The 19,407-nt window shown below is 44.1% G+C and carries 21 protein-coding genes and 1 other RNA gene; 8 read left to right on the top strand and 14 right to left on the bottom strand.

The window, feature by feature from the left end:
- Window positions 1–90: 90 nt before the first annotated feature.
- Genes RH85_RS10515 through RH85_RS10530 form a run of 4 tightly spaced genes read right to left on the bottom strand, consistent with a single transcriptional unit; the run spans window position 91 to window position 2,107 of the window.
- Window positions 91–561: a type IV pilus modification PilV family protein gene (locus RH85_RS10515; RefSeq protein ID WP_006712212.1), complete on the bottom strand. Its 471-nt coding sequence runs from the start codon at window positions 559–561 to the stop codon at window positions 91–93.
- Window positions 551–985: a hypothetical protein gene (locus tag RH85_RS10520; RefSeq protein ID WP_006712213.1), complete on the bottom strand. Its 435-nt coding sequence runs from the start codon at window positions 983–985 to the stop codon at window positions 551–553. Before RH85_RS10520 ends, RH85_RS10515 begins: the two co-directional genes overlap by 11 nt.
- A complete protein-coding gene (locus tag RH85_RS10525; RefSeq protein ID WP_006712214.1) occupies window positions 982–1,620 on the bottom strand; it encodes a PulJ/GspJ family protein in 639 nt (212 codons plus the stop codon). Before RH85_RS10525 ends, RH85_RS10520 begins: the two co-directional genes overlap by 4 nt.
- Complete coding sequence (locus RH85_RS10530; protein ID WP_006712215.1) at window positions 1,598–2,107, bottom strand: GspH/FimT family pseudopilin; 510 nt, start codon at window positions 2,105–2,107, stop codon at window positions 1,598–1,600. The genes RH85_RS10525 and RH85_RS10530 overlap by 23 nt, the downstream gene beginning before the upstream one ends.
- Window positions 2,108–2,234: 127 nt before the next feature.
- On the opposite strand from RH85_RS10530, the gene RH85_RS10535 reads away from it, so the two are divergent.
- Window positions 2,235–2,642 (top strand): type IV pilin protein, encoded by a 408-nt coding sequence (locus tag RH85_RS10535; RefSeq protein ID WP_241210388.1) that lies wholly within the window; start codon window positions 2,235–2,237, stop codon window positions 2,640–2,642.
- Window positions 2,643–2,783: 141 nt separating this feature from the next.
- Here RH85_RS10535 and dnaJ read toward each other — a convergent pair whose 3' ends face one another.
- Together dnaJ and dnaK are read right to left on the bottom strand one after the other, a co-directional pair.
- A complete protein-coding gene (gene dnaJ / locus RH85_RS10540) occupies window positions 2,784–3,932 on the bottom strand; it encodes a molecular chaperone DnaJ (protein WP_006712217.1) in 1,149 nt (382 codons plus the stop codon).
- Window positions 3,933–4,238: 306 nt separating this feature from the next.
- On the bottom strand, window positions 4,239–6,152 hold the full coding sequence (gene dnaK, locus RH85_RS10545; RefSeq protein WP_006712218.1) for a molecular chaperone DnaK: 1,914 nt from the start codon (window positions 6,150–6,152) through the stop codon (window positions 4,239–4,241).
- 312 nt (window positions 6,153–6,464) lie between these two features.
- Here dnaK and RH85_RS10550 point away from each other — a divergent pair, with 312 nt between their 5' ends.
- Window positions 6,465–6,812 (top strand): four helix bundle protein, encoded by a 348-nt coding sequence (locus RH85_RS10550; RefSeq protein ID WP_006712219.1) that lies wholly within the window; start codon window positions 6,465–6,467, stop codon window positions 6,810–6,812.
- A gap of 175 nt (window positions 6,813–6,987) precedes the next feature.
- Here the strand turns inward: RH85_RS10550 and RH85_RS10555 are convergent, their stop codons facing one another.
- Together RH85_RS10555 and grpE are read right to left on the bottom strand one after the other, a co-directional pair.
- The gene (locus tag RH85_RS10555; protein ID WP_006712220.1) at window positions 6,988–8,265 is read right to left on the bottom strand and encodes a dicarboxylate/amino acid:cation symporter; all 1,278 of its coding nucleotides are present in this window, start codon (window positions 8,263–8,265) and stop codon (window positions 6,988–6,990) included.
- 430 nt (window positions 8,266–8,695) lie between these two features.
- On the bottom strand, window positions 8,696–9,301 hold the full coding sequence (gene grpE / locus RH85_RS10560; protein WP_006712221.1) for a nucleotide exchange factor GrpE: 606 nt from the start codon (window positions 9,299–9,301) through the stop codon (window positions 8,696–8,698).
- A gap of 145 nt (window positions 9,302–9,446) precedes the next feature.
- Here grpE and nadK point away from each other — a divergent pair, with 145 nt between their 5' ends.
- From nadK to bamE, 3 genes are all read left to right on the top strand, one after another.
- Window positions 9,447–10,331, top strand: a complete 885-nt coding sequence (nadK, locus tag RH85_RS10565) for an NAD(+) kinase (RefSeq protein ID WP_006712222.1) — start codon at window positions 9,447–9,449, stop codon at window positions 10,329–10,331.
- A gap of 645 nt (window positions 10,332–10,976) precedes the next feature.
- A complete protein-coding gene (gene recN / locus RH85_RS10570; protein WP_006712224.1) occupies window positions 10,977–12,641 on the top strand; it encodes a DNA repair protein RecN in 1,665 nt (554 codons plus the stop codon).
- 151 nt (window positions 12,642–12,792) lie between these two features.
- A complete protein-coding gene (bamE, locus tag RH85_RS10575) occupies window positions 12,793–13,152 on the top strand; it encodes an outer membrane protein assembly factor BamE (protein ID WP_006712225.1) in 360 nt (119 codons plus the stop codon).
- 74 nt (window positions 13,153–13,226) lie between these two features.
- On the opposite strand, the gene RH85_RS10580 is transcribed toward bamE, so the two are convergent.
- Entirely contained in the window at window positions 13,227–13,580 is a 354-nt protein-coding gene (locus RH85_RS10580; protein WP_006712226.1) for an RnfH family protein, read from the bottom strand.
- Window positions 13,570–14,013 carry an SRPBCC family protein gene (locus RH85_RS10585; protein ID WP_006712227.1) on the bottom strand — a complete coding sequence of 148 codons (444 nt, stop codon included), beginning with the start codon at window positions 14,011–14,013 and terminating at the stop codon, window positions 13,570–13,572. Before RH85_RS10585 ends, RH85_RS10580 begins: the two co-directional genes overlap by 11 nt.
- 118 nt (window positions 14,014–14,131) lie before the next feature.
- On the opposite strand from RH85_RS10585, the gene smpB reads away from it, so the two are divergent.
- The 3 genes from smpB (at window position 14,132) to RH85_RS10595 (ending at window position 16,456) form a co-directional block, all read left to right on the top strand.
- On the top strand, window positions 14,132–14,617 hold the full coding sequence (gene smpB, locus RH85_RS10590; protein WP_006712228.1) for an SsrA-binding protein SmpB: 486 nt from the start codon (window positions 14,132–14,134) through the stop codon (window positions 14,615–14,617).
- Between the two features lie 66 nt (window positions 14,618–14,683).
- Window positions 14,684–15,051: a transfer-messenger RNA gene (gene ssrA, locus RH85_RS22285) on the top strand.
- A 166-nt stretch (window positions 15,052–15,217) separates the two neighbouring features.
- Entirely contained in the window at window positions 15,218–16,456 is a 1,239-nt protein-coding gene (locus RH85_RS10595) for an integrase domain-containing protein (protein WP_006712229.1), read from the top strand.
- Here the strand turns inward: RH85_RS10595 and RH85_RS10600 are convergent.
- From RH85_RS10600 to RH85_RS10615, 4 genes are all read right to left on the bottom strand, one after another.
- Window positions 16,453–17,286 (bottom strand): hypothetical protein, encoded by an 834-nt coding sequence (locus RH85_RS10600; RefSeq protein ID WP_006712230.1) that lies wholly within the window; start codon window positions 17,284–17,286, stop codon window positions 16,453–16,455. The two genes, RH85_RS10595 and RH85_RS10600, sit on opposite strands and share 4 nt — an antisense overlap.
- Window positions 17,261–17,836, bottom strand: a complete 576-nt coding sequence (locus tag RH85_RS10605) for a hypothetical protein (RefSeq protein ID WP_006712231.1) — start codon at window positions 17,834–17,836, stop codon at window positions 17,261–17,263. The genes RH85_RS10600 and RH85_RS10605 overlap by 26 nt, the downstream gene beginning before the upstream one ends.
- A 294-nt stretch (window positions 17,837–18,130) precedes the next feature.
- Window positions 18,131–19,171, bottom strand: coding sequence for a type II toxin-antitoxin system antitoxin DNA ADP-ribosyl glycohydrolase DarG (darG, locus tag RH85_RS10610; RefSeq protein ID WP_006712232.1), 1,041 nt, complete (start codon window positions 19,169–19,171; stop codon window positions 18,131–18,133).
- A gap of 13 nt (window positions 19,172–19,184) precedes the next feature.
- Window positions 19,185–19,407, bottom strand: a 223-nt coding sequence (locus RH85_RS10615; RefSeq protein ID WP_006712233.1) for a DarT ssDNA thymidine ADP-ribosyltransferase family protein, incomplete at its 5' end; no start/stop codon positions are given.

A 19,407-nucleotide genomic window follows, 5' to 3' on the forward strand; every position in this document is an offset into this window, starting at 1 on the left:
CACAACAATCGCAATACCGTTTCACACATAAACAGCAAACTGTATTTAACAAACTTGCAAAGAACCGCATTTTTCTTGTGCTAGAAGAATTTACTTATCATCAAACTCACTGAACTTGGATAAGTAACTGCTCAATGAAATCGCATGTGATACCGGTTGAGTGGGTACTATTGCCGCAGCACCTTGCCCCTGCAACGCCCAACTAACCTCAACAGTGATGCTTTTTAACACTCCCGCCAATGCCCCACTAACATCCTCAACTTCACAGGATAAATGATAGCGCGAACCACTCACCGGAATAATGTCTCTGCCACAATAAGTAGGTAATGACAGCTCGTTAAAGTCTAGCAGACCAACCGACCCACTGGTGCTGATTGCGCGAGTTTGGTACAACTCCATTTGCCGCTCAGCAAGATGCAGGGCTTCTATACTTTGTATCGCAAAGCCCGACTGTTGCGCCAATTTCACTTGCAGATGAATCAAACCCAGAGCGGCAATCGCAATCAGGGAAAAAGAAATCGCCACTTCCAGTAAAGTAAAACCGACCTGTTTACCAATCACTCCACGATCCTTTTAACCATCGATATGACGTGTGCCCTTGATGAATCGTCTTCACCATGGTTTTGCTGACTAAACGAACATCATCCACTTCAAACACCACACGATAGTAATGGCTAGCTACGGGTTCGGTGAAGAGCGCTTGCTCACTGGCATTGTCCACACAAAGCGTACGCATAGTATCAAAGCTCGCCATAGTGCTATTTTGAGTCAGTTGTGCTGGCGCAATACCCGTCGCATTAATATAAGCAAACAGGCACTCAATCGCCCCCTCCGCCATCCAATGTTGGCTACGTGATCTCACCTCATTTTGTGCCACTTTTAGTTGATGAAAGGTAATGCGATAGCTACCAAGAACTAACAAGAGAATCACCACCAGCAACACTGAGGTTAGCAATATCGTGATAACTCCCCTCTGCTGGTTCATTGCCAATTCCTTTGTTTCACATCGACCATTAAATTGCGAGAATGGTGCATATCCAACGTATGCGCAGACAAGGTTAAATGCCACAACGTTGATTGAGCTTGGCTATTTCCAATTGGGGATGAAGTGATAGAAAAAGACGCCACATTAAGTACATTTTCATCGAGCAAAGTACGACAAGCGTGAATTTGAGAAAGTGATTTAATTCCCTCCTCCAACTGGCTTCCCTGCTCGCAGATCATCAAGCGTCCATTATTAAGCCAATAACGGATACTACGGTAGTTATCGTTGCTCACCATCTCTCGATAATAAGCTAGACCAAATTCACTGCTACCATTCCGTGCTATCACACTTGTCGCACCAGACAAAATCAGCGTCTTTCCTAAACCATTATCAAAACCAGCGCGTTGAATATCCTCTTCGATAGTACGAAAAGCATGAGTCATCGATTGTAATAAGTAGAGTTGCTGGCTTTTTTGCCAAGCCACTTTCTGTACCGAAATAAAAATAGTGCCGATCAACGCAAGCGCCAATGAACCTAATGTTGCCGCCAACATCAGCTCAATCGCTGAAAAGCCTCCCACCACCCGACGAGAGCTTGAAACAACCCAAACTTTAGCTACAGGTCGGATAGCCATAGTTGCTCTCACTATCGCTGCATATCTTCACTCGGCCAGGAGGATTTGCGATCGTCACCCGCATGGCGCAGCAAAGATCATCTTGAGGATGAAAGCCTATATGACCGCCATTGGGACGGCCACGGACAGCATCAAACGTAATGTATCCAGTACGATAAGTATGTCGAATCTCAATGTTTTGGAACACAGCACCATCGACGCGCAAGAGCAAAGCGCCGCCTACGGAACTTGAATCGGTTAAGCTCAATTGCCAAGAACCATCTAGAACAGAAACATCATAAGCAAATGAGAAGTGAGCATAGAGCTTTTGATTCCGCATCACCGCTTCTGATTTAGCCTGTAATAAAAAGCCATTGAGCTCTCCGGCTAAGCGCTGCATTTTTATTTTATGAAACAATGCCGTGATGCTGGGCGTTGCCATTAACAGCATACTGGCCATCAGCGCCACAGTGATCATCAGCTCTAGTAACGTAAAGCCTCGAACCATTTCTCAAAACCTCTTGTAATTCATTTGGTACAAAAATTCACTCTTGCACCCATGCTAGCAGTTGAGAAAAATGGCCGATAAGACGAGCACTAACTTCTGAAAAAGACTCTGATTAATTGGTGAAACCATGGCAAGAAAAAGATTAAAAGCAATGACGCTGATCGAACTATTGATGGTGGTAGTAATTATTTCAATTCTAGTGAGCTTTGCCTATCCGAGCTATCAAACCCAAAACATCAAAGCCAAACGAATGGTTGCGATTGCAGATTTAAGCCGACTTCAGCTCTATTTAGAAAATGGTTATAACAATGGTTACCACAGCGCGAAACAAGCCGTAATTTCCGCCGCTACTTGTTTGATTTGCCAAAGTAGCGCTCATCATTATCAGTTTTCGGTCGTTTTAACCTCCAATGGCTACCTGCTAACAGCCACACCTTACAACCAACAGCAGAATGATCCTTGCCTAGCAGGGCCAGATGATACATTACGCTTAAACCAAGCAGGCGTCGCTGAACCGGCGTCATGTTGGTATTAATGTGCAGGGGAGAGTTGAAGCTAAGACGGAAGTCTTCATATATGCCTTGATCAAGAGATGCAAAACCACCGAAGCCTGGATAAATGATAGACACAAAAAAGCCTGCTAAGTGAGCAGGCTTTTAGATCAAATTAACCGTAATTAGCTGGTTAAATCATCGAAGAATTTTTTAACACCGTTGAAGAAACCTTCCGATTTAGGCTTATGCTTAGTTGCTGCATCGCCACCGCAAGATTCTTCAAACTCTTTTAACAGTTCTTTTTGACGTGAGCTCAGGTTAACTGGTGTCTCTACCACAAGTTTAACGATCAAATCGCCAACACCGCCGCCACGAACCCCTTTCACGCCCTTACCACGCATGCGGAACATACGGCCAGTTTGGGTTTCAGAAGGCACTTTCAAGCTTACACGACCATCTAGAGTTGGGACTTCAACTTCACCACCCAGTGCTGCCATTGCAAAGCTCACTGGTACTTCACAGTAAAGGTTGTTACCTTCACGTTCGAAGATATGGTGCTCTTTAACATGAACTTGTACATATAGGTCACCCGCTGGTGCGCCCATTTCTCCCGCTTCACCTTCGCCTGTTAGACGAATGCGATCGCCGGTATCAACACCTGCTGGAATCTTAACGTTAAGCGTTTTCGTCTTCTGCTTACGGCCTTGACCATGACACACATTACATGGGTCTTTAATGATCTTACCTTGACCATGACAGGTCGGACAGGTTTGCTGTACCGCAAAGAAGCCTTGGCGCATTTGTACTTGGCCATGACCATGACAAGTGCCACAAGTATCGGCTGAAGTGCCTTTCTTAGCGCCGCTACCATCACAGCTATCACAATGAACCAGTGTTGGAATTTCGATCTCTTTAGATACACCACGAACAGCTTCTTCTAGAGACAGTTCCATGTTGTAGCGCAAATCCGAACCACGTTGTGCACGCGAATGACCACCGCCACCACGACGACCGCCACCGAAGATATCACCAAACACATCGCCGAAGATATCGCCAAAATCAACGCCACCGCCACCAAAACCACCGCCGTAGCCGCCACCACCTTGTTCAAAGGCTGCGTGACCATATTGATCATACGCCGCTTTCTTTTGAGGATCGGTTAGGATTTCGTACGCTTCTTTTACTTCTTTAAACTTGTCTGATGCAGTTTCATCACCCTGATTACGGTCTGGGTGGAATTTCATCGCTAAGCGCTTATACGCTTTCTTAATTTCGCGCTCTTCTGCATCACGGCTTACGCCTAATACTTCGTAAAAATCACGTTTTGACATGCTTTTCGTCACCAATTCATTGCTGCAAACCACCCTAAAAATAGAGCCGTTTAATGTTTTTATATCATTCTAGCTAAAAGCTTTTTCATCAAACTTCTTACTTAAAGTCGCTAACCCAAAGTACTTAGCTAGAAAGACAAACTCTGATTACAAACATACGGGCGTAAGAGTTACCTCTGACGCCCGTATTTATAAGTCTTCGAGACAAATTTCTAAGCAGATAGCTTGAGTTCTAAGAGGAAGCGCGGAGCCTACGCTAGTAGGTGAGCACTTCCGACAACGAAATCAGGCTACTCTGCGACGAAATTATTTTTTGTCGTCTTTAACTTCTTCAAACTCAGCATCTACAACATCATCTTCTTGAGACTGTTGTTGTTGACCAGCGTCAGCACCTTGTTGTGCTTGAGCTTGCTGTTGAGCGATTTCCATTAGCTTTTGAGCTGCTGCTGCTAGCGCTTGAACTTTCGCATCGATTGCTTCTTTGTCGTCGCCTTTACGTGCAACTTCAAGTTCTGCGATTGCTGCTTCAATCTTCTCTTTCTCGTCAGCAGGAAGTGCTTCACCAGCTTCTTCGATTTGCTTACGAGTACCGTGAATCATTTGGTCAGCTTGGTTACGTGCAGTTGCTAGCTCTTCGAACTTTTTGTCCGCTTCTTTGTTAGCTTCTGCTTCTTGAACCATTTTCTCGATGTCTTCATCGCTTAGACCGCCAGAAGCTTGGATCGTGATCTTCTGCTCTTTACCAGTCTGCTTGTCTTTCGCAGATACGTGTAGGATACCATCCGCATCTAGGTCGAAAGTTACTTCAATTTGAGGCATGCCACGTGGTGCCGCTTGAATGCCTTCTAGGTTGAACTGTCCTAGAGACTTGTTCATGCTAGCTTGCTTACGCTCACCTTGGATTACGTGGATAGTTACTGCGCTTTGGTTGTCTTCTGCAGTAGAGAAAACTTGGTTCGCTTTTGTTGGGATAGTCGTGTTCTTCTCAACAAGCTTAGTCATTACGCCGCCCATTGTCTCGATACCTAGAGACAGTGGAGTAACGTCTAGTAGCAATACGTCTGTTACTTCGCCCGCTAGTACACCACCTTGAACTGCAGCACCCATTGCTACTGCTTCATCAGGGTTTACATCACGACGCGCTTCTTTACCGAAGAACTCAGCAACTTTCGCTTGAACCATAGGCATACGAGTTTGACCACCAACTAGGATAACATCTGTGATGTCGCCTACTGATAGGTCTGCATCTGCTAGAGCAACTTTTAGAGGCTCTAGAGAACGTTGTACTAGGTCTTCAACTAGAGATTCTAGTTTTGCACGAGTCACTTTAACGTTCATGTGCTTAGGACCAGTTGCGTCTGCAGTTACGTAAGGTAGGTTTACGTCAGTTTGAGTAGTAGAAGAAAGCTCGATCTTCGCTTTTTCTGCTGCTTCTTTAACACGCTGCATCGCTAGAGGATCAGTCTTAAGATTGATGCCTTGCTCTTTTTGGAACTCGTCAACTAGGTAGTTGATCATACGAGTATCGAAATCTTCACCACCAAGGTGAGTGTCACCGTTAGCTGCTAGAACTTCGAACGTTTTCTCGCCTTCTACTTCATCGATTTCGATGATAGAGATATCGAATGTACCACCACCAAGGTCGTATACTGCGATAGTGCGATCGCCGCCTTTCTTATCAAGACCGTATGCTAGTGCTGCTGCAGTTGGTTCGTTGATAATACGTTTAACTTCTAGACCTGCGATACGGCCAGCGTCTTTAGTTGCTTGACGTTGTGCATCGTTAAAGTATGCAGGAACAGTGATAACAGCAGCAGTAACTTCTTCACCAAGAAAATCTTCTGCTGTTTTCTTCATTTTTTTCAGGATTTCAGCTGAAACTTGAGGAGCCGCCATTTTTTGGCCTTGTGCTTCTACCCAAGCATCACCGTTATCTGCCGCTACAATTTTGTAAGGCATGATTTCGATGTCGCGTTGAACTTCTTGATCTTCAAAACGACGACCGATCAAACGCTTGATTGCAAATAGCGTGTTAGTTGGGTTTGTAACAGCTTGGCGCTTAGCAGGTTGACCTACTAGAGTTTCACCGTCTGTGTATGCAACAACAGATGCGGTTGTACGCTCACCTTCCGCGTTTTCAATTACACGTGGTTTGTCGCCGTCTAAAACTGCAACACAAGAGTTAGTAGTACCTAAATCAATACCAATGATTCTACCCATCAGGCCATCTCCGAATAAATTCTATTTTATTTTGCTCTATCCCATATGTGGGGATAAATAACTGGGTTTCAACCCTTGCTCACAAGCAAACATTGATATGTTTGCTTCTTGTATGCACCTTAGATAAGGGCGTCAAAACGCATTTCAAGGGAAAAGGTGAAAAAAAATAAAAAAAAGAGGCGAGAGGCGAGAGGCGAGAGGCGAGATTATTTTGTTTTTGCCGGAAAAATGAATCAACTCCTATTTACCGCAACTTTTTACACACTCTCACCATCTGTCAAAGCGACACACTAAACTTTTTCAACAAGTCCTATGAAATACGAAAAACTCAACGTATGGAAAACCAGTTTTGAACTCTGTAAACGAACCTACATTGGCGTACAACATATGCCAGACTACTCATTTCGGGATCAAATTCGCCGCTCTAGCATTTCCATACCAAGCAACATAGCTGAGGGCGTGGAGCGCACAAGCCCCAAAGAAACTGCTTATTTTCTTAATGTCGCAAAAGGATCGGTAGGCGAACTCAAAACCCAACTGTTATTAGGCGCCGAGCTCAAATATATCCACCCTAGCCTATGCAACGAGCTTTGTACCAGCTGTGAACACATTGCTCGTATATTGGGAGCCTTGATCATAAAACACAGAGCAAAAGCCTAAGCTTCAATCTTTCGATTTTTCTCTCACTTCTCTTCATTTCTTTACTCTCGCTTCTAAAATTTTGCTCTTTTTTCTGCTCTCGTCTCTACAATCTCGCCTCTCTTTTCTCTACTCTCGCTTCTATCAAAAAAAAGCGAGCCACTTGGGCTCGCTTTCTAATAACCAATCTATTTACTTACGCGTTGTTCGCCGCAAGTTCCGACTCCATCGATTCAGCAGTTAAGTCAATCTCTCCCTCTGACTTCGCCACAATGGTATTAACGGCGGTGTCACCCACCACGTTAGAAGCCGTACAGAACATGTCATTGATGCGGTCAACTGCGGCAACAATCGCCAAGCCTTCTGGTGGAAGACCCAATTGGTGCAAAATAACGCCAACCATCACCACACCACCGCCCGGAACACCACCCGCACCAATCGATAGCAACAACACCGTAAAGCCAAGCGTGACTAAGTCCGTTACATCAATCGGCTGACCAAAGGCATTGGCACAAAAAACAGCGGCAATCGCAATGTAGATAGAAGCGCCTGCCATGTTCATGGTTGCACCTAGTGGTACACCAAAACCTGCCACCGACTTTGACACGTTCAGCTTATCCGTCAAAGTGCGCATCGTAACGGGAATGGTGGCATTTGAGCTGGCTGTCGATAATGAAAACAACACTTGTTCACGAGTTTTACGTGAAAACTCGCGCGCTGAAATCCCGGTAAACAGTTGCACCGCGAGCGGATAGACCACAAAAATCCACAACACCAACATACTCACCACCAAAGCCACGTAACCTGCAACTGAAGCTAGGGTATTGGCATTCAGCGTTGCGCCAAGTTGAATCATCAACGCAAACACACCGTAAGGCGCTAAGCTCATCACCAGACCAATCAACTTCATCATAATCGCGTTGGCGACTTTAAAGGTTTTAACTGCTGGGCCTCCCTTTTCGTCCAAAGCTTGAATAGCAAGACCTGTCAAAATTGCCATAAAGATGATTTGCAACATATCGCCATCAGCAAAGGCTTGAACCGGATTACTCGGCACTATGTTGGTGACCATCGAAAAGATGTCCGGTGTTTCAGTCGACTTTAGCGTTACTGCATCAGAAATAGTTCCAGCTAAGTTTGCCCCAGCCCCAGGTTGAATGATCATTGCGACGGTTAACGCAGCGATGATCGCAATCACGGTGTTAAAAATATAAAGCGCAAAAGTTTTGCCACCAAGACGCCCGAAAGAGCGAATATCTTTTAACTCAACAATGCCGCAAACAATCGACACGTAAACTAAGGGGACGACGAGTAACTTAATCAATGAAACGAACATACCACCGACACCTTCTGCGGAGCCGAGTAAGTACGTATCAAAAATCGCGATACCGCTAAATAAGTACTGAATCGCCGTTCCCAATAACAAACCAGAGAACAAGCCGATAAAAATCTTACTTGAAAGCGATTTATCCATTTTAAATCTCCAAATGCTGTGTGCTTATTAATGTTTTTATTTTTATATAGCTCGCAAATTGCGGCGAACCGCACGAAACAATACACATCAGGTTAACAATTGAAGGCGCTTGTTTACATTTTTGTTACCAGCCATTTTGCTTCATTCGAATAAACACCAAGGCACATAATCAAGCATATTTGTTCAAATAGAACGCGTTTTTATTTTTAATACTTTGGGCTGGCAGGGATCTAATTATCTGAATTTAAAGCCATCACTTCTATTTTCTGTTTTTATAAAGATTCACTTTCCATGCAGAAAAAATTCTGCGCTAAGGATAAAAAACAGTGCGTAACGCTTTTATCAAAAAGATGAAAGTGTGAACTCAAGACATAAAAAAACGCCCTTCCAAAAGAAAGGGCGTTCAAAATTGGTTCAATGTGAATGGGGGTTATTTCGCAACCATTACCATTGCAGGGCGTACTACACGACCGTTTAGCTCATAACCTTTTTGCATCACAAACATCACTGAGTTTGATGCATGATCAGGGCTTTCTTGAATTGACATCGCTTGATGGAATTCAGGATTGAACGCTTCACCTTCAGGGTTGATCTCTTTTAGACCAAACTTCGCTAGTGTATCTACGAATGTTTTGTGCGTTAGCTCAACACCTTCGAATAGCGGTTTAACGGCTTCGTTCTCAGCATCTGCAGCTGCGATAGCACGCTCTAGGTTATCGATGACTGGTAGTAGCTCTTCAGCGAACTTATTCAATGCGTATTTACGCGCTTTGTCCACTTCCTGCTCAGCACGACGACGCATGTTTTCTACTTCAGCTTTCGCACGAAGTACACCATCTTGCTGTTCTTTGATCTTCGCTTCACTTGAAAGTAACGCCGCCTCTAGTTGAGCAATTTTCGCTTCTTGCTCTTCTAGCGCAGTTCCTTCGTTCCATTCGATATCTGCGTCTGTACCAACCGCTTCAACGTCAGCTTGCGCTGCGTTTTGTTGCTGCTGTAGTTCTTCTTCTTGGATTTTTTTGTCTTCGTTGCTCATGATATCTCCAGAATTCAACGTTTTGTGTAATCTATACGTCACGATTATTCGCCGTCAACTACACAAAAACTCGCATATTTAGCGCACTTGCCATTATTATGGGGATGAAGATTATCGATTCAAGCCCATTTTGGTCGGAAAAGCTATGAAAAAACCTTTTGAAGTGATCGCCATCATCGGAAAACCTAGAGATCAGCAAGCAATTCAAACCCATAAAGAATTGTATCACTGGCTATTGGAACAAGGTTACCGTGTTTACATTGATGATAGATTGTGCGAATTCCTTGACGATATTCCTCGTGAACATTTTGCCAGCCTGATTCAACTGGGCAAGGTTGCCGATCTCGCTGTCGTCGTTGGAGGTGATGGCAACATGCTTGGCGCAGCACGCGTTCTGTCTCGCTTTGATATCCGAGTCATCGGCGTCAATCGTGGCAATCTGGGCTTTTTGACTGATCTCAATCCAGAAGATTTCCAATCTACCCTAAAGGCGGTATTGGATGGCGAATACATTGAAGAAGAAAGATTTTTGCTTGAAACAGAAATTCATCGCCACAAGCAAATCAAAAGCCATAACGCTGCGTTAAACGAAGCCGTTTTGCATCCAGGCCAAGTCGCTCGCATGATTGAATTTGAAGTCTACATTGATGATACATTCGCCTTTTCTCAGCGCTCTGACGGCTTAATCATAGCGACGCCAACAGGCTCAACCGCTTATTCACTTTCAGGTGGCGGCCCAATCCTCTCGCCTAGCTTAAATGCTATTTCGCTAGTGCCGATGTTCCCGCACACGCTTTCAAGCCGCCCATTAGTGGTCGATAGCAAACGTCGCATCAAACTGATTGTTTCTCCCGACAACCGCGGCACACAAGAAGTCAGCTGTGATGGACAAGTCTCTCTACCGGTTTCTCCCGGTGATGAAATCCATATTTATCAAAGCCCAAACATTCTTAAGCTGATCCACCCTAAAGACTATAGCTACTACCACGTACTACGTAGCAAACTCGGCTGGTCAAGCAAACTGTTCTAATACCGCTTTAATTCCAAAAGCTAGATTCCCTATCACGCGACTACGTCGCTGTAGGGAATGACATGTTTAGCTTAAAGCGCCGTCACTCCGCTTTTCCCCTCACCACCGTCATTATCAAGAGCAAGGCACGAGCAAGTCTGGAATCTCTTTCTCGTTTCCCAATTCTCGCATCTCTACTCAAATATCTCGCTTCTCGATTCACCCACCATCGTCATTCCCGAGAGCGAGACACGAGCAAGTCGGGAATCTCTTTCTCGTTTCCCGATTCTCGCATCTCTGCTCAAATCTCTCGCTTCTCGATTCACCCACCATCGTCATTCTCGAAAGCGAGGCACGAGCAAGTCGGGAATCTTTTTCTCGTTTCCCAATTCTCGCATCTCTACTTAAATATCTCGCTTCTCCATTCACCCACCATCGTCATTCTCGAGAGCGAGGCACGAGCGAGTCGGGAATCTTTTTCTCGTTTCTCCATTCTCCATTCTCGCATCTTTCTCGCTTCTCGATTTCTCGCCTCTCTTCCCATCTCTCTTTTCACAGCATCCTGATCTTGTTCACAAAAAATTTTTCACCAGTGACTTTACTGTATAAAGAAACAGTATATACTGAAGTTATATACAGTATTGTTCATTTAAACAGGTAATCAAAATGCTGGCTCATCTAAGTGTTAATAATTTCGCTATTGTTAAATCTTTGCAGCTAGAGCTCTCCAAAGGAATGACTACCATCACCGGTGAGACTGGTGCGGGTAAATCTATCGCTATTGACGCACTTGGCCTATGTCTTGGCGGCCGCGCCGAAGCCGGCATGGTGCGACAAGGTGAAGAAAAAACCGAAGTGAGTGCGGCTTTTTCATTGGAGAACAACGTCCACGCAATGCGTTGGTTAGAAGACAACGAACTGTTCGATGGCAATGACTGTATATTGCGCCGTACCATCACCAAAGATGGCCGCTCACGCGCGTTTATCAACGGCAGCCCTGTTCCCCTTTCGCAACTCAAATCTTTAGGGCAATTGCTGATCAACATTCACGGCCAGCATGCTCATCACCAATTGATGAAAAGCGATTATCAATTGGCAATGCTTGATCAATATGCCGGACACCTTAACTTGCTGAAAAATACCCGTAACGCTTACCAAACTTGGCGTCAAGCGGATAACAGCCTCAAGCAACTGCGTGAAAACAGTGCGCAAAACCAAGCACAGAAACAGTTACTTGAATACCAAATTAAAGAGCTTAATGAACTCTCTCTTGGCGAGGACGAATATGAGCAACTCGAACAGGAACACAAACGACTGTCCAATAGCGGCGATCTTGCCACCACTTGCCAGCAAGCCATCGAACTTATATACGAAGGCGAAGAAATTAATGCGCTTAGTATTTTGCAATCAGCCAATCAGTCCCTAATCCAACTCGCGGAACTGGATGAACAACTGGCAGAACTGCCTAGCATGCTGTCAGAAGCGATCATCCAGATAGAAGAGACCAATAACGAACTGCGTAACTACCTCGACAGCATTGATGTTGACCCTGCTCGTATGGCTTTTGTTGAAGAACGCTTTTCAAAAGTGATGTCAATTTCTCGCAAACACCATGTATTGCCTGATGAGCTCTATCGCCATCATCAAGACTTGTTGGCGCAAATTGAACAACTTGACTGCTCAGATGAAAAACTCGAAGAACTCGCACAAGATGTGGAAGCCAAATATCAAGCCTTTGGTAACAGTGCTGATAAACTGAGTAAATCTCGCAGCCGTTACGCCAAAGAACTAAACAAATTGATCACTGCCAGCATGCACGAACTGAGCATGGAAAAAGCGCAATTTAGTATTGATGTGAATAGCCAAGGTGCGCACCCATCACCGCTAGGTCTAGATAGCGTCTGCTTTGTGGTTTCAACCAACCCAGGGCAACCGATGCAGCCTATCGCCAAAGTGGCCTCTGGTGGTGAACTGTCACGCATTTCATTGGCCATCCAAGTGATTACCGCACAAAAAGTGGACACACCAAGCCTGATCTTCGATGAAGTGGATGTAGGTATCAGTGGTCCAACCGCGGCTGTGGTTGGAAAAATGCTGCGTAAATTAGGTGAATCAACCCAAGTTATGTGTGTGACCCACTTGCCGCAAGTTGCCGGCTGTGGCCATCAGCAACTGTTTGTGGCTAAACAAACCAAATCAGGTAAAACTGAAACACAAATGCACCAGCTATGTGAAGAAAAACGCGTGGCGGAATTGGCTCGCTTACTTGGCGGTAGCCAAATCACCGAATCAACATTGGCTAATGCTCGTGAGCTATTGATTGCTGCTTAAACGCGATTTTTTCGAAAAATACGTATCGACTTTGCAACCTAACTCAAAAATCACGGTCTGAACTTATTCAAAACAAGATGAGCTTTTTACATTAAGGCCAAGCTTGTTTATTATCAGCTCAGTTTAAATGGATAGTTACAAGAATTTGAGTATGCAATTGAAAAAGTGGCTTATCATAGTACCTCTCGCCATGACAATGCTGACGGGGTGTTCTCTATTAGAGAAATTGGTTTATCGCATTGATATCAACCAAGGTAACTACGTCGAGCAAGAAGCGGTGAACCAATTAAAGTTTGGTATGAGTAAAGAACAGGTACGTTACGTGCTAGGTTCGCCAATGTTGGTCGAAAATGGATACCCTGACACTTGGTATTACATTTACCTTCATACGAAAGGCCATAACGACCCAATCCAGCATGACTTGATCGCAAACTTTGACGACCAAGGACGCCTAGTTGAAGTGACCGGAGATTTTCCAGTCAGCGGCGCTTTTTTTGAAAGCATCAACTAACCAAATACCTGAATCAAAAAAGCTCGCCATTGGCGAGCTTTTTTATTTGTTACATCCGTTTTCAAATAACAATGCTAATCTGTTTTGCGCATCAAATTGGGCTTACCACCAGTCACCGGATCAGCCGTACCTGATTCTTTCGCTTGCTCAGCACGCTTGCGACGGATCTCTTTTGGATCAGCCAGTAATGGGCGATAAATTTCAATTCGGTCACCATCGCGCACTGCTGCATCTAAGCGAACATTGCGGCTAAATACGCCTACCTTGTTCTTCTTTAGATCGATTTCTGGATAAAGTTCCAATACGCCAGATTGCGCAATAATCTCTTCAACGATCATCGACTTGTTGACCACAAGTGTAAACACACGCTGTTCTTGAGGCAGTGCATAAACGACCTCAACGTGGATCATTTCCGATTCAATACTCATAACACTCGTATACCTGTTTGGCTCGTTTGGTAAATGAACTCACCATATTACCGGTCAACTCATTGAATATTTTACCAAAAGCAATTTCAATCATCTTACTCGAAAACTCAAATTCAAGCTTGAGTTCAACTTTGCAGGCTTGCTCATCTAACGGGGTAAAGAACCAGCCGCCTTTTAAGGTTTTAAACGGGCCATCAACCAAGTTCATTAGGATCGCCTCCCCCGCCACTAACTCATTAGAAGTGGTGAAGGTTTTGCTTATGCCAGCTTTAGATACATCGACAGAAGCAACCATACCCGATGCACTGGTTTCTAGAACGCGCGATCCAGAGCAGCCGGGCAAAAACTCTGGATAACGGGCCACATCGTTCACCAGATCAAACATCTGCTCTGCACTAAATGATACCAACGCAGAACGGCTGACTTGCTTCATATAATCTCCTCAAGGCGAACATTCAAAACGTATGCTCGTAGCAATTTTACTTTTATTTGCGGTAAGCGCAAATAAAGGGATATGCTAACCCCGCTGTGCACCGTATAATGCAGCTATTATGGCAAAGAAAAAAACAAATCAAAAAGCGGGTAGCAATACCATCGCGCTTAACAAGAAAGCTCGCCACGAATACTTCATTGATGATGAAATTGAAGCTGGCTTGGAGCTACAAGGCTGGGAAGTGAAAGCCCTTCGCCAAGGTAAAGCCAATATCGCAGAAAGCTATGTGTTTATGCGTAACGGTGAAGCCTTTGTCAGCGGAATGACGATCACTCCTCTTAATCAAGCATCGACTCACGTTGTCGCGAATCCTACTCGCGTTCGTAAGCTCCTAATGAGCCGCCGTGAACTCGACAACCTAACTGGCAGAATCAACCGTGAAGGTATGACTTTGGCGGCACTCGCACTTTACTGGTCTCACTCTTGGGTGAAATTTAAGATCGGCGTGGCCAAAGGTAAAAAACTTCATGACAAACGTACTGATCAAAAAGAAAAAGATTGGGCTCGTGAGAAATCGCGCGTAATGAAGAGCTCATTGCGTTAAACTTGACCACTTAGACGCAGAGTACTAGACAGGCTGAGCTTTTCTGATACTATGCATCAAACACTTGGGGCTGATTTAGGATTCGACGGGAATTCAGAAGTCTGAGGTGCATGCCGAGGTGCGGTAGGCCTCGTTAATAAACCGCAAAAAAATAGTCGCAAACGACGAAAACTACGCACTAGCAGCTTAATAACCTGCCAAGAGCCTCTTTGCCCTAGCTTCCGCTTGTAAGACGGGGAACAACAAAGAGTCAAACCCAAACTAGCTAGATCGGATTCTCCCGCCTGAGAGATGAAGTTCGAATTATAATTCAGGATAGCCATTTACTAGCGTGTCGGTTCGCAGGTGGGTGGTGAAATTAAAGATCGACTAAGCATGTAGTACCAATGATGAAAGGTTTTCGGACGCGGGTTCAACTCCCGCCAGCTCCACCAATTCATTGAATTAAGACGTCCCAGGACGTCTTTTTTTATGCCTGTAAGAGCCAAAAATCAATAACTTAGCATCCATTAAGGTTCCAGAGTGTTTCATGACATCTTTGACTTTTAGGAACCGTTGTAGGAACCTAGGATTTGTGTTCCTCACTTTTGGTTCCTAAACATGCCGAGACAAACAAAACAGCTATCCGCTACGGAAGTCAAAAACGCTAAGCCGAAAGAAAAAGAGTATTACCTAGTAGATGGTCAAGGATTGAAACTACGAGTTTTACCTAGTGGCTCTAAACAGTGGCAACTCAATTACTATCGCCCTATAAGTGGAAAGCGCGCCAACCTAAGCCTAGGTAGATATCCTGACATTTCTCTTGTACAAGCAAGAAAAAGCTCTCTTTTAGCAAAAGAGCTGATCGCACAAGGTATTGATCCTCAAGAAGAACGAAAAAGACAACAACAAGCCCATAAAGAAATTCACGAGCACACATTCTTGAATGTCACTACTAAATGGTTTGAAATCAAAAAAGACTCGGTTACACCGGATTATGCCGTCGATATTTGGCGATCACTTGATTTGCATATCTTCCCGCATATTGCAGATAAACCAGTTAAAACGATTACTGCACCAGACATCATTGAGCTCCTAAAACCAATAGAAGCCAAAGGAAGTTTAGAAACCGTGAAGCGCTTAGCTCAAAGACTCAATGAAGTGATGAACTTCGCGACGAACTGTGGGCTTATCCAAGCTAACCCACTCTCAGGCATTCGCGCTGCTTTCAAAAAGCCAAAAAAAGAAAATATGGCGGCTCTGGCACCCGCAGAGCTGCCTGAACTAATGGGCGCGATTGCCAATGCCAGTATCAAGCGAACTACGCGTTGTTTAATTGAGTGGCAACTGCATACAATGACACGCCCTGCGGAAGCATCTGGTGCTCGATGGGATGAAGTTGATTGGGAAGAGAAAGTTTGGACCATTCCCGCTGAGAGAATGAAAAAAAGAAGAGAGCATCGCATCCCGCTCACTGAGCAGATGCTGGCACTATTAGAAGTAATGAAGCCTATAAGCGGTCATCGCGATTTTGTTTTTCCGTCAGATAGAGACCCTAAAAAGCCCTGCAATAGCCAAACAGCAAATATGGCACTGAAACGTATGGGTTTTGCTGGTCGACTGGTAAGCCACGGCTTGCGATCACTAGCTAGCACCACACTCAACGAACAAGGCTTTGAACCTGACTTGGTGGAATCGGCATTGGCTCACGTGGATGATAACCAGGTTCGAAGTGCCTACAACCGTACTGACTACCTTGAACGCAGAAAGCCAATGATGTGCTGGTGGAGCGGGCATATCGAAGAGGCCGCCAAGGGCAGCCTCTCTGTCACTGGAACTAAACAATTGAGAGTAATTTAATCCATCGACTGAACTGAGTTTGCTAAACGCCTTTCTTTACTGAGAGGCGTTGTATAAAAACGCTGTTCAATACCATAAAGTAGATATTTCAATTCATCATCCGTTTTGATTTCAAACTTTCCATTATCTGTATCAAAACGCAACTTTTGATTACAGTAGCTGTGAATATATGAAAGCATCTGATCGCGCTCTTCTGGCTCCATTGCGTTCAATGTATCCATTGCTAGAGCAATACGCTTTCTATTCGGTTTTGATACCTTAGCCAAGTTATAATCGTCAGCTAATTCAATAAAGTCTTCTTCCAAAAACTGCTCAACCTCTTGATCCGTAGCTTCTTTATAAAGGACATCTATTCCCTTAAAAATGCTAGAAATCGTCGCGAGGTTAGTAAAAATGAGCGTATCTGATTGAGTAAAATAAATTGCATCAGGTTCGGAATTGATAACCAAACGATTTGCATCCTTCTCAATTGTTGCGGCTTCTCCAAAGACAAGTGTTTTGCGACGAATAAATAGTGATGGCGTAACCTTCTGAAAGTAAAAGTCTCCACCTTGAACTGAAAAAACAAAGCCAATCTTCCCAAACTGCTCTTTTTTCAGATCGTCATAATCCTTAGAGTCAAATTGAGACTTTAGCAAATCAAGGCAAAATACTTTTTGGCTGAATCCTTCAACTTTGAACCAAGCATCCTCATCCAAGTTGTGATCTGGGTCATAAGGTACACAGGTAGCAACATCTAATTGAATCTCATCAAACAAGCCATTATTGGATATAAGCTTAAAATAAGGCTTCTTACGTAAGCCTTTAACCTTCGCCAGCACGTGATCCATTGCCACCTCGTTCGATAAACGTGTAATTGTTAATTCGGTTTGCCACTGGGACATCCACCTCAACAGGATTCTTGTATTTATATCTACTTATCAAGAAGATATATGTTCCATTCTTTGTATTGATATTGTAGAACTCAAAACCAAAAAGCAAGAATAATGGGTTAAAATACAAAGCTTGCGATAGAAATGTGAACACAAACAAGACTCCATACACAAACCAAAGTGTTTCCCAGTTGCCAACACTCAACGCGACGAAAAAGTAACCGAGATAGCTTGGAAGGAAGCTATTATTTGCATGCTCAATGCTGCTAATTTCTTGTGGTTTAAAATCATCCTGACCTAGCAAAGAGCTCAGCAAGATACTAAATCCCGTCAATAAAACGGGAACCAAAAAGTACCCTACATACGACAAAAAATTAGGCATCTCAGCTAAAAATGGACATTGGGGGTAAAAATAACCCAAGGTATACGTTTTCTGTACTAAGAAGATTATCACTAACAATGACGTAGCATTGAACGTCAACAACAGGCGATATATTGTATTTATCATTATCAATCCTTAGTTTTTCTGTTGATGGCGACATACATAAAACTTTCCAATTAATTTTATGTGTAATGCTTCATCGCATTTTACTCTAACCAGCTTTCAATTTCTGATAGCCAGATTGAAATACTCAATGAATTTAGTGCATTGTTGACGTTTGCGAGATACCTGCACAAACAAACTATCTTTTGGATTAAATGCTTGGGAGCATATAAAAAAAAAAGACCGCAATGAGGCAGTCTCTTTTGTAAAGCAGGCAACTAAGACGTTGTATATAGCGACATCACTATGGGTAAGGTATTAAGCACTCAACCAATGCTGATTGCTTAGAACCTTCTCTGCGATAGAAATTTGCCGTGGCGTGAATTGCTGCTTTCTCGCATTCCAAGAGTGAACACCTTCAATTACCTGATCAGTATTTCTCGCTTGCTCATACCTGTTTAACCAATGGACTGTTGCAAGAAGCTCTAGGCCCTGAGGTGACTCAAAGCCTTCTACCAATCGAGATACCTTTTCAAATCTCTCACGAGTATCGGGGTGCTGTTCTAAATATGCTTGTGCTTCTTTGATTGCACCTGGTACTAACTGAAGTACTTTATCTGGCGCATCACCACCATCTGAATAACCAGAAACAAAATGTCCTTCAATCGCATTCAACACATGGCGTAAATTCTGCGCATAAGGTCCATAGTGTGCTTTTTGATATTTCAAACGCAATGGTTCGCCTGCTTCTTGCATGAAATATAAAAGCTTATGCACCTCAAGTAATGACACCGACGGGTCGAGCAAACCTTTCAGGTAGCGCTGCATCAGCTCTATCAATACCGCTCTACCCGCGGTCATCTTTGGCACTTCTTTCTGCCTTGCTATTCTGTCGTTTTGAGGGGCTCCTGATGGCTCATAAAGCAATACTTGGACATCAGTTAGCGGCTTCATCGCTGCTTCGATTTTTTCACGCACCACCAGCCAATCAAGCCCGCCTAAGCCTGCACCTAATGGAGGAATAGCAATAGATTTGATGCCCAGATGTTGTATGTCTTCCACCAATGCTGCTAAGCCAGATTCGATATCTTCAATTCGGCTTGCACCGCGCCAATGACGCTTGGTTGGGAAGTTCACAATGAAACGCGGATTCGCCAATTGCCCAGTTTCGAAGATAAACATTTTGCCAGGCTGAACGTCTTTACTTTTACAAGCTACCTCATAAGCCTTGAAATTATCAGGCCACGCTTTCTTGAACTGCAAAGCAATACCACGCCCCATCACACCGACGCAGTTGACTGTATTTACAATAGCTTCTGCATCAGCGCGAAGTATGTCACCACGAGTAATTTCGATCATATCTACGGCCTCCTCAGTAATACCAGTTAGAGTTAATTGTAACAGGTGGTCTGTGCGCTGCCATTTGCAACGTGTTGACTACCTGCTGATGAATAAGTGGAGATTGGACAATGATCTCTTCGACTAAATGCCAAGGAAAACTTTGCTCAATAAGAAACTCAGCTTGCTTTCCTTCCTTACAACCTTGCCACTGTCTCGCATAAATTGCAGGCCAATCCAACTCATGTAACTGAGCC

It is taken from the genome of Vibrio ichthyoenteri ATCC 700023 (assembly GCF_000222605.1).
Lineage (GTDB): Bacteria > Pseudomonadota > Gammaproteobacteria > Enterobacterales > Vibrionaceae > Vibrio > Vibrio ichthyoenteri.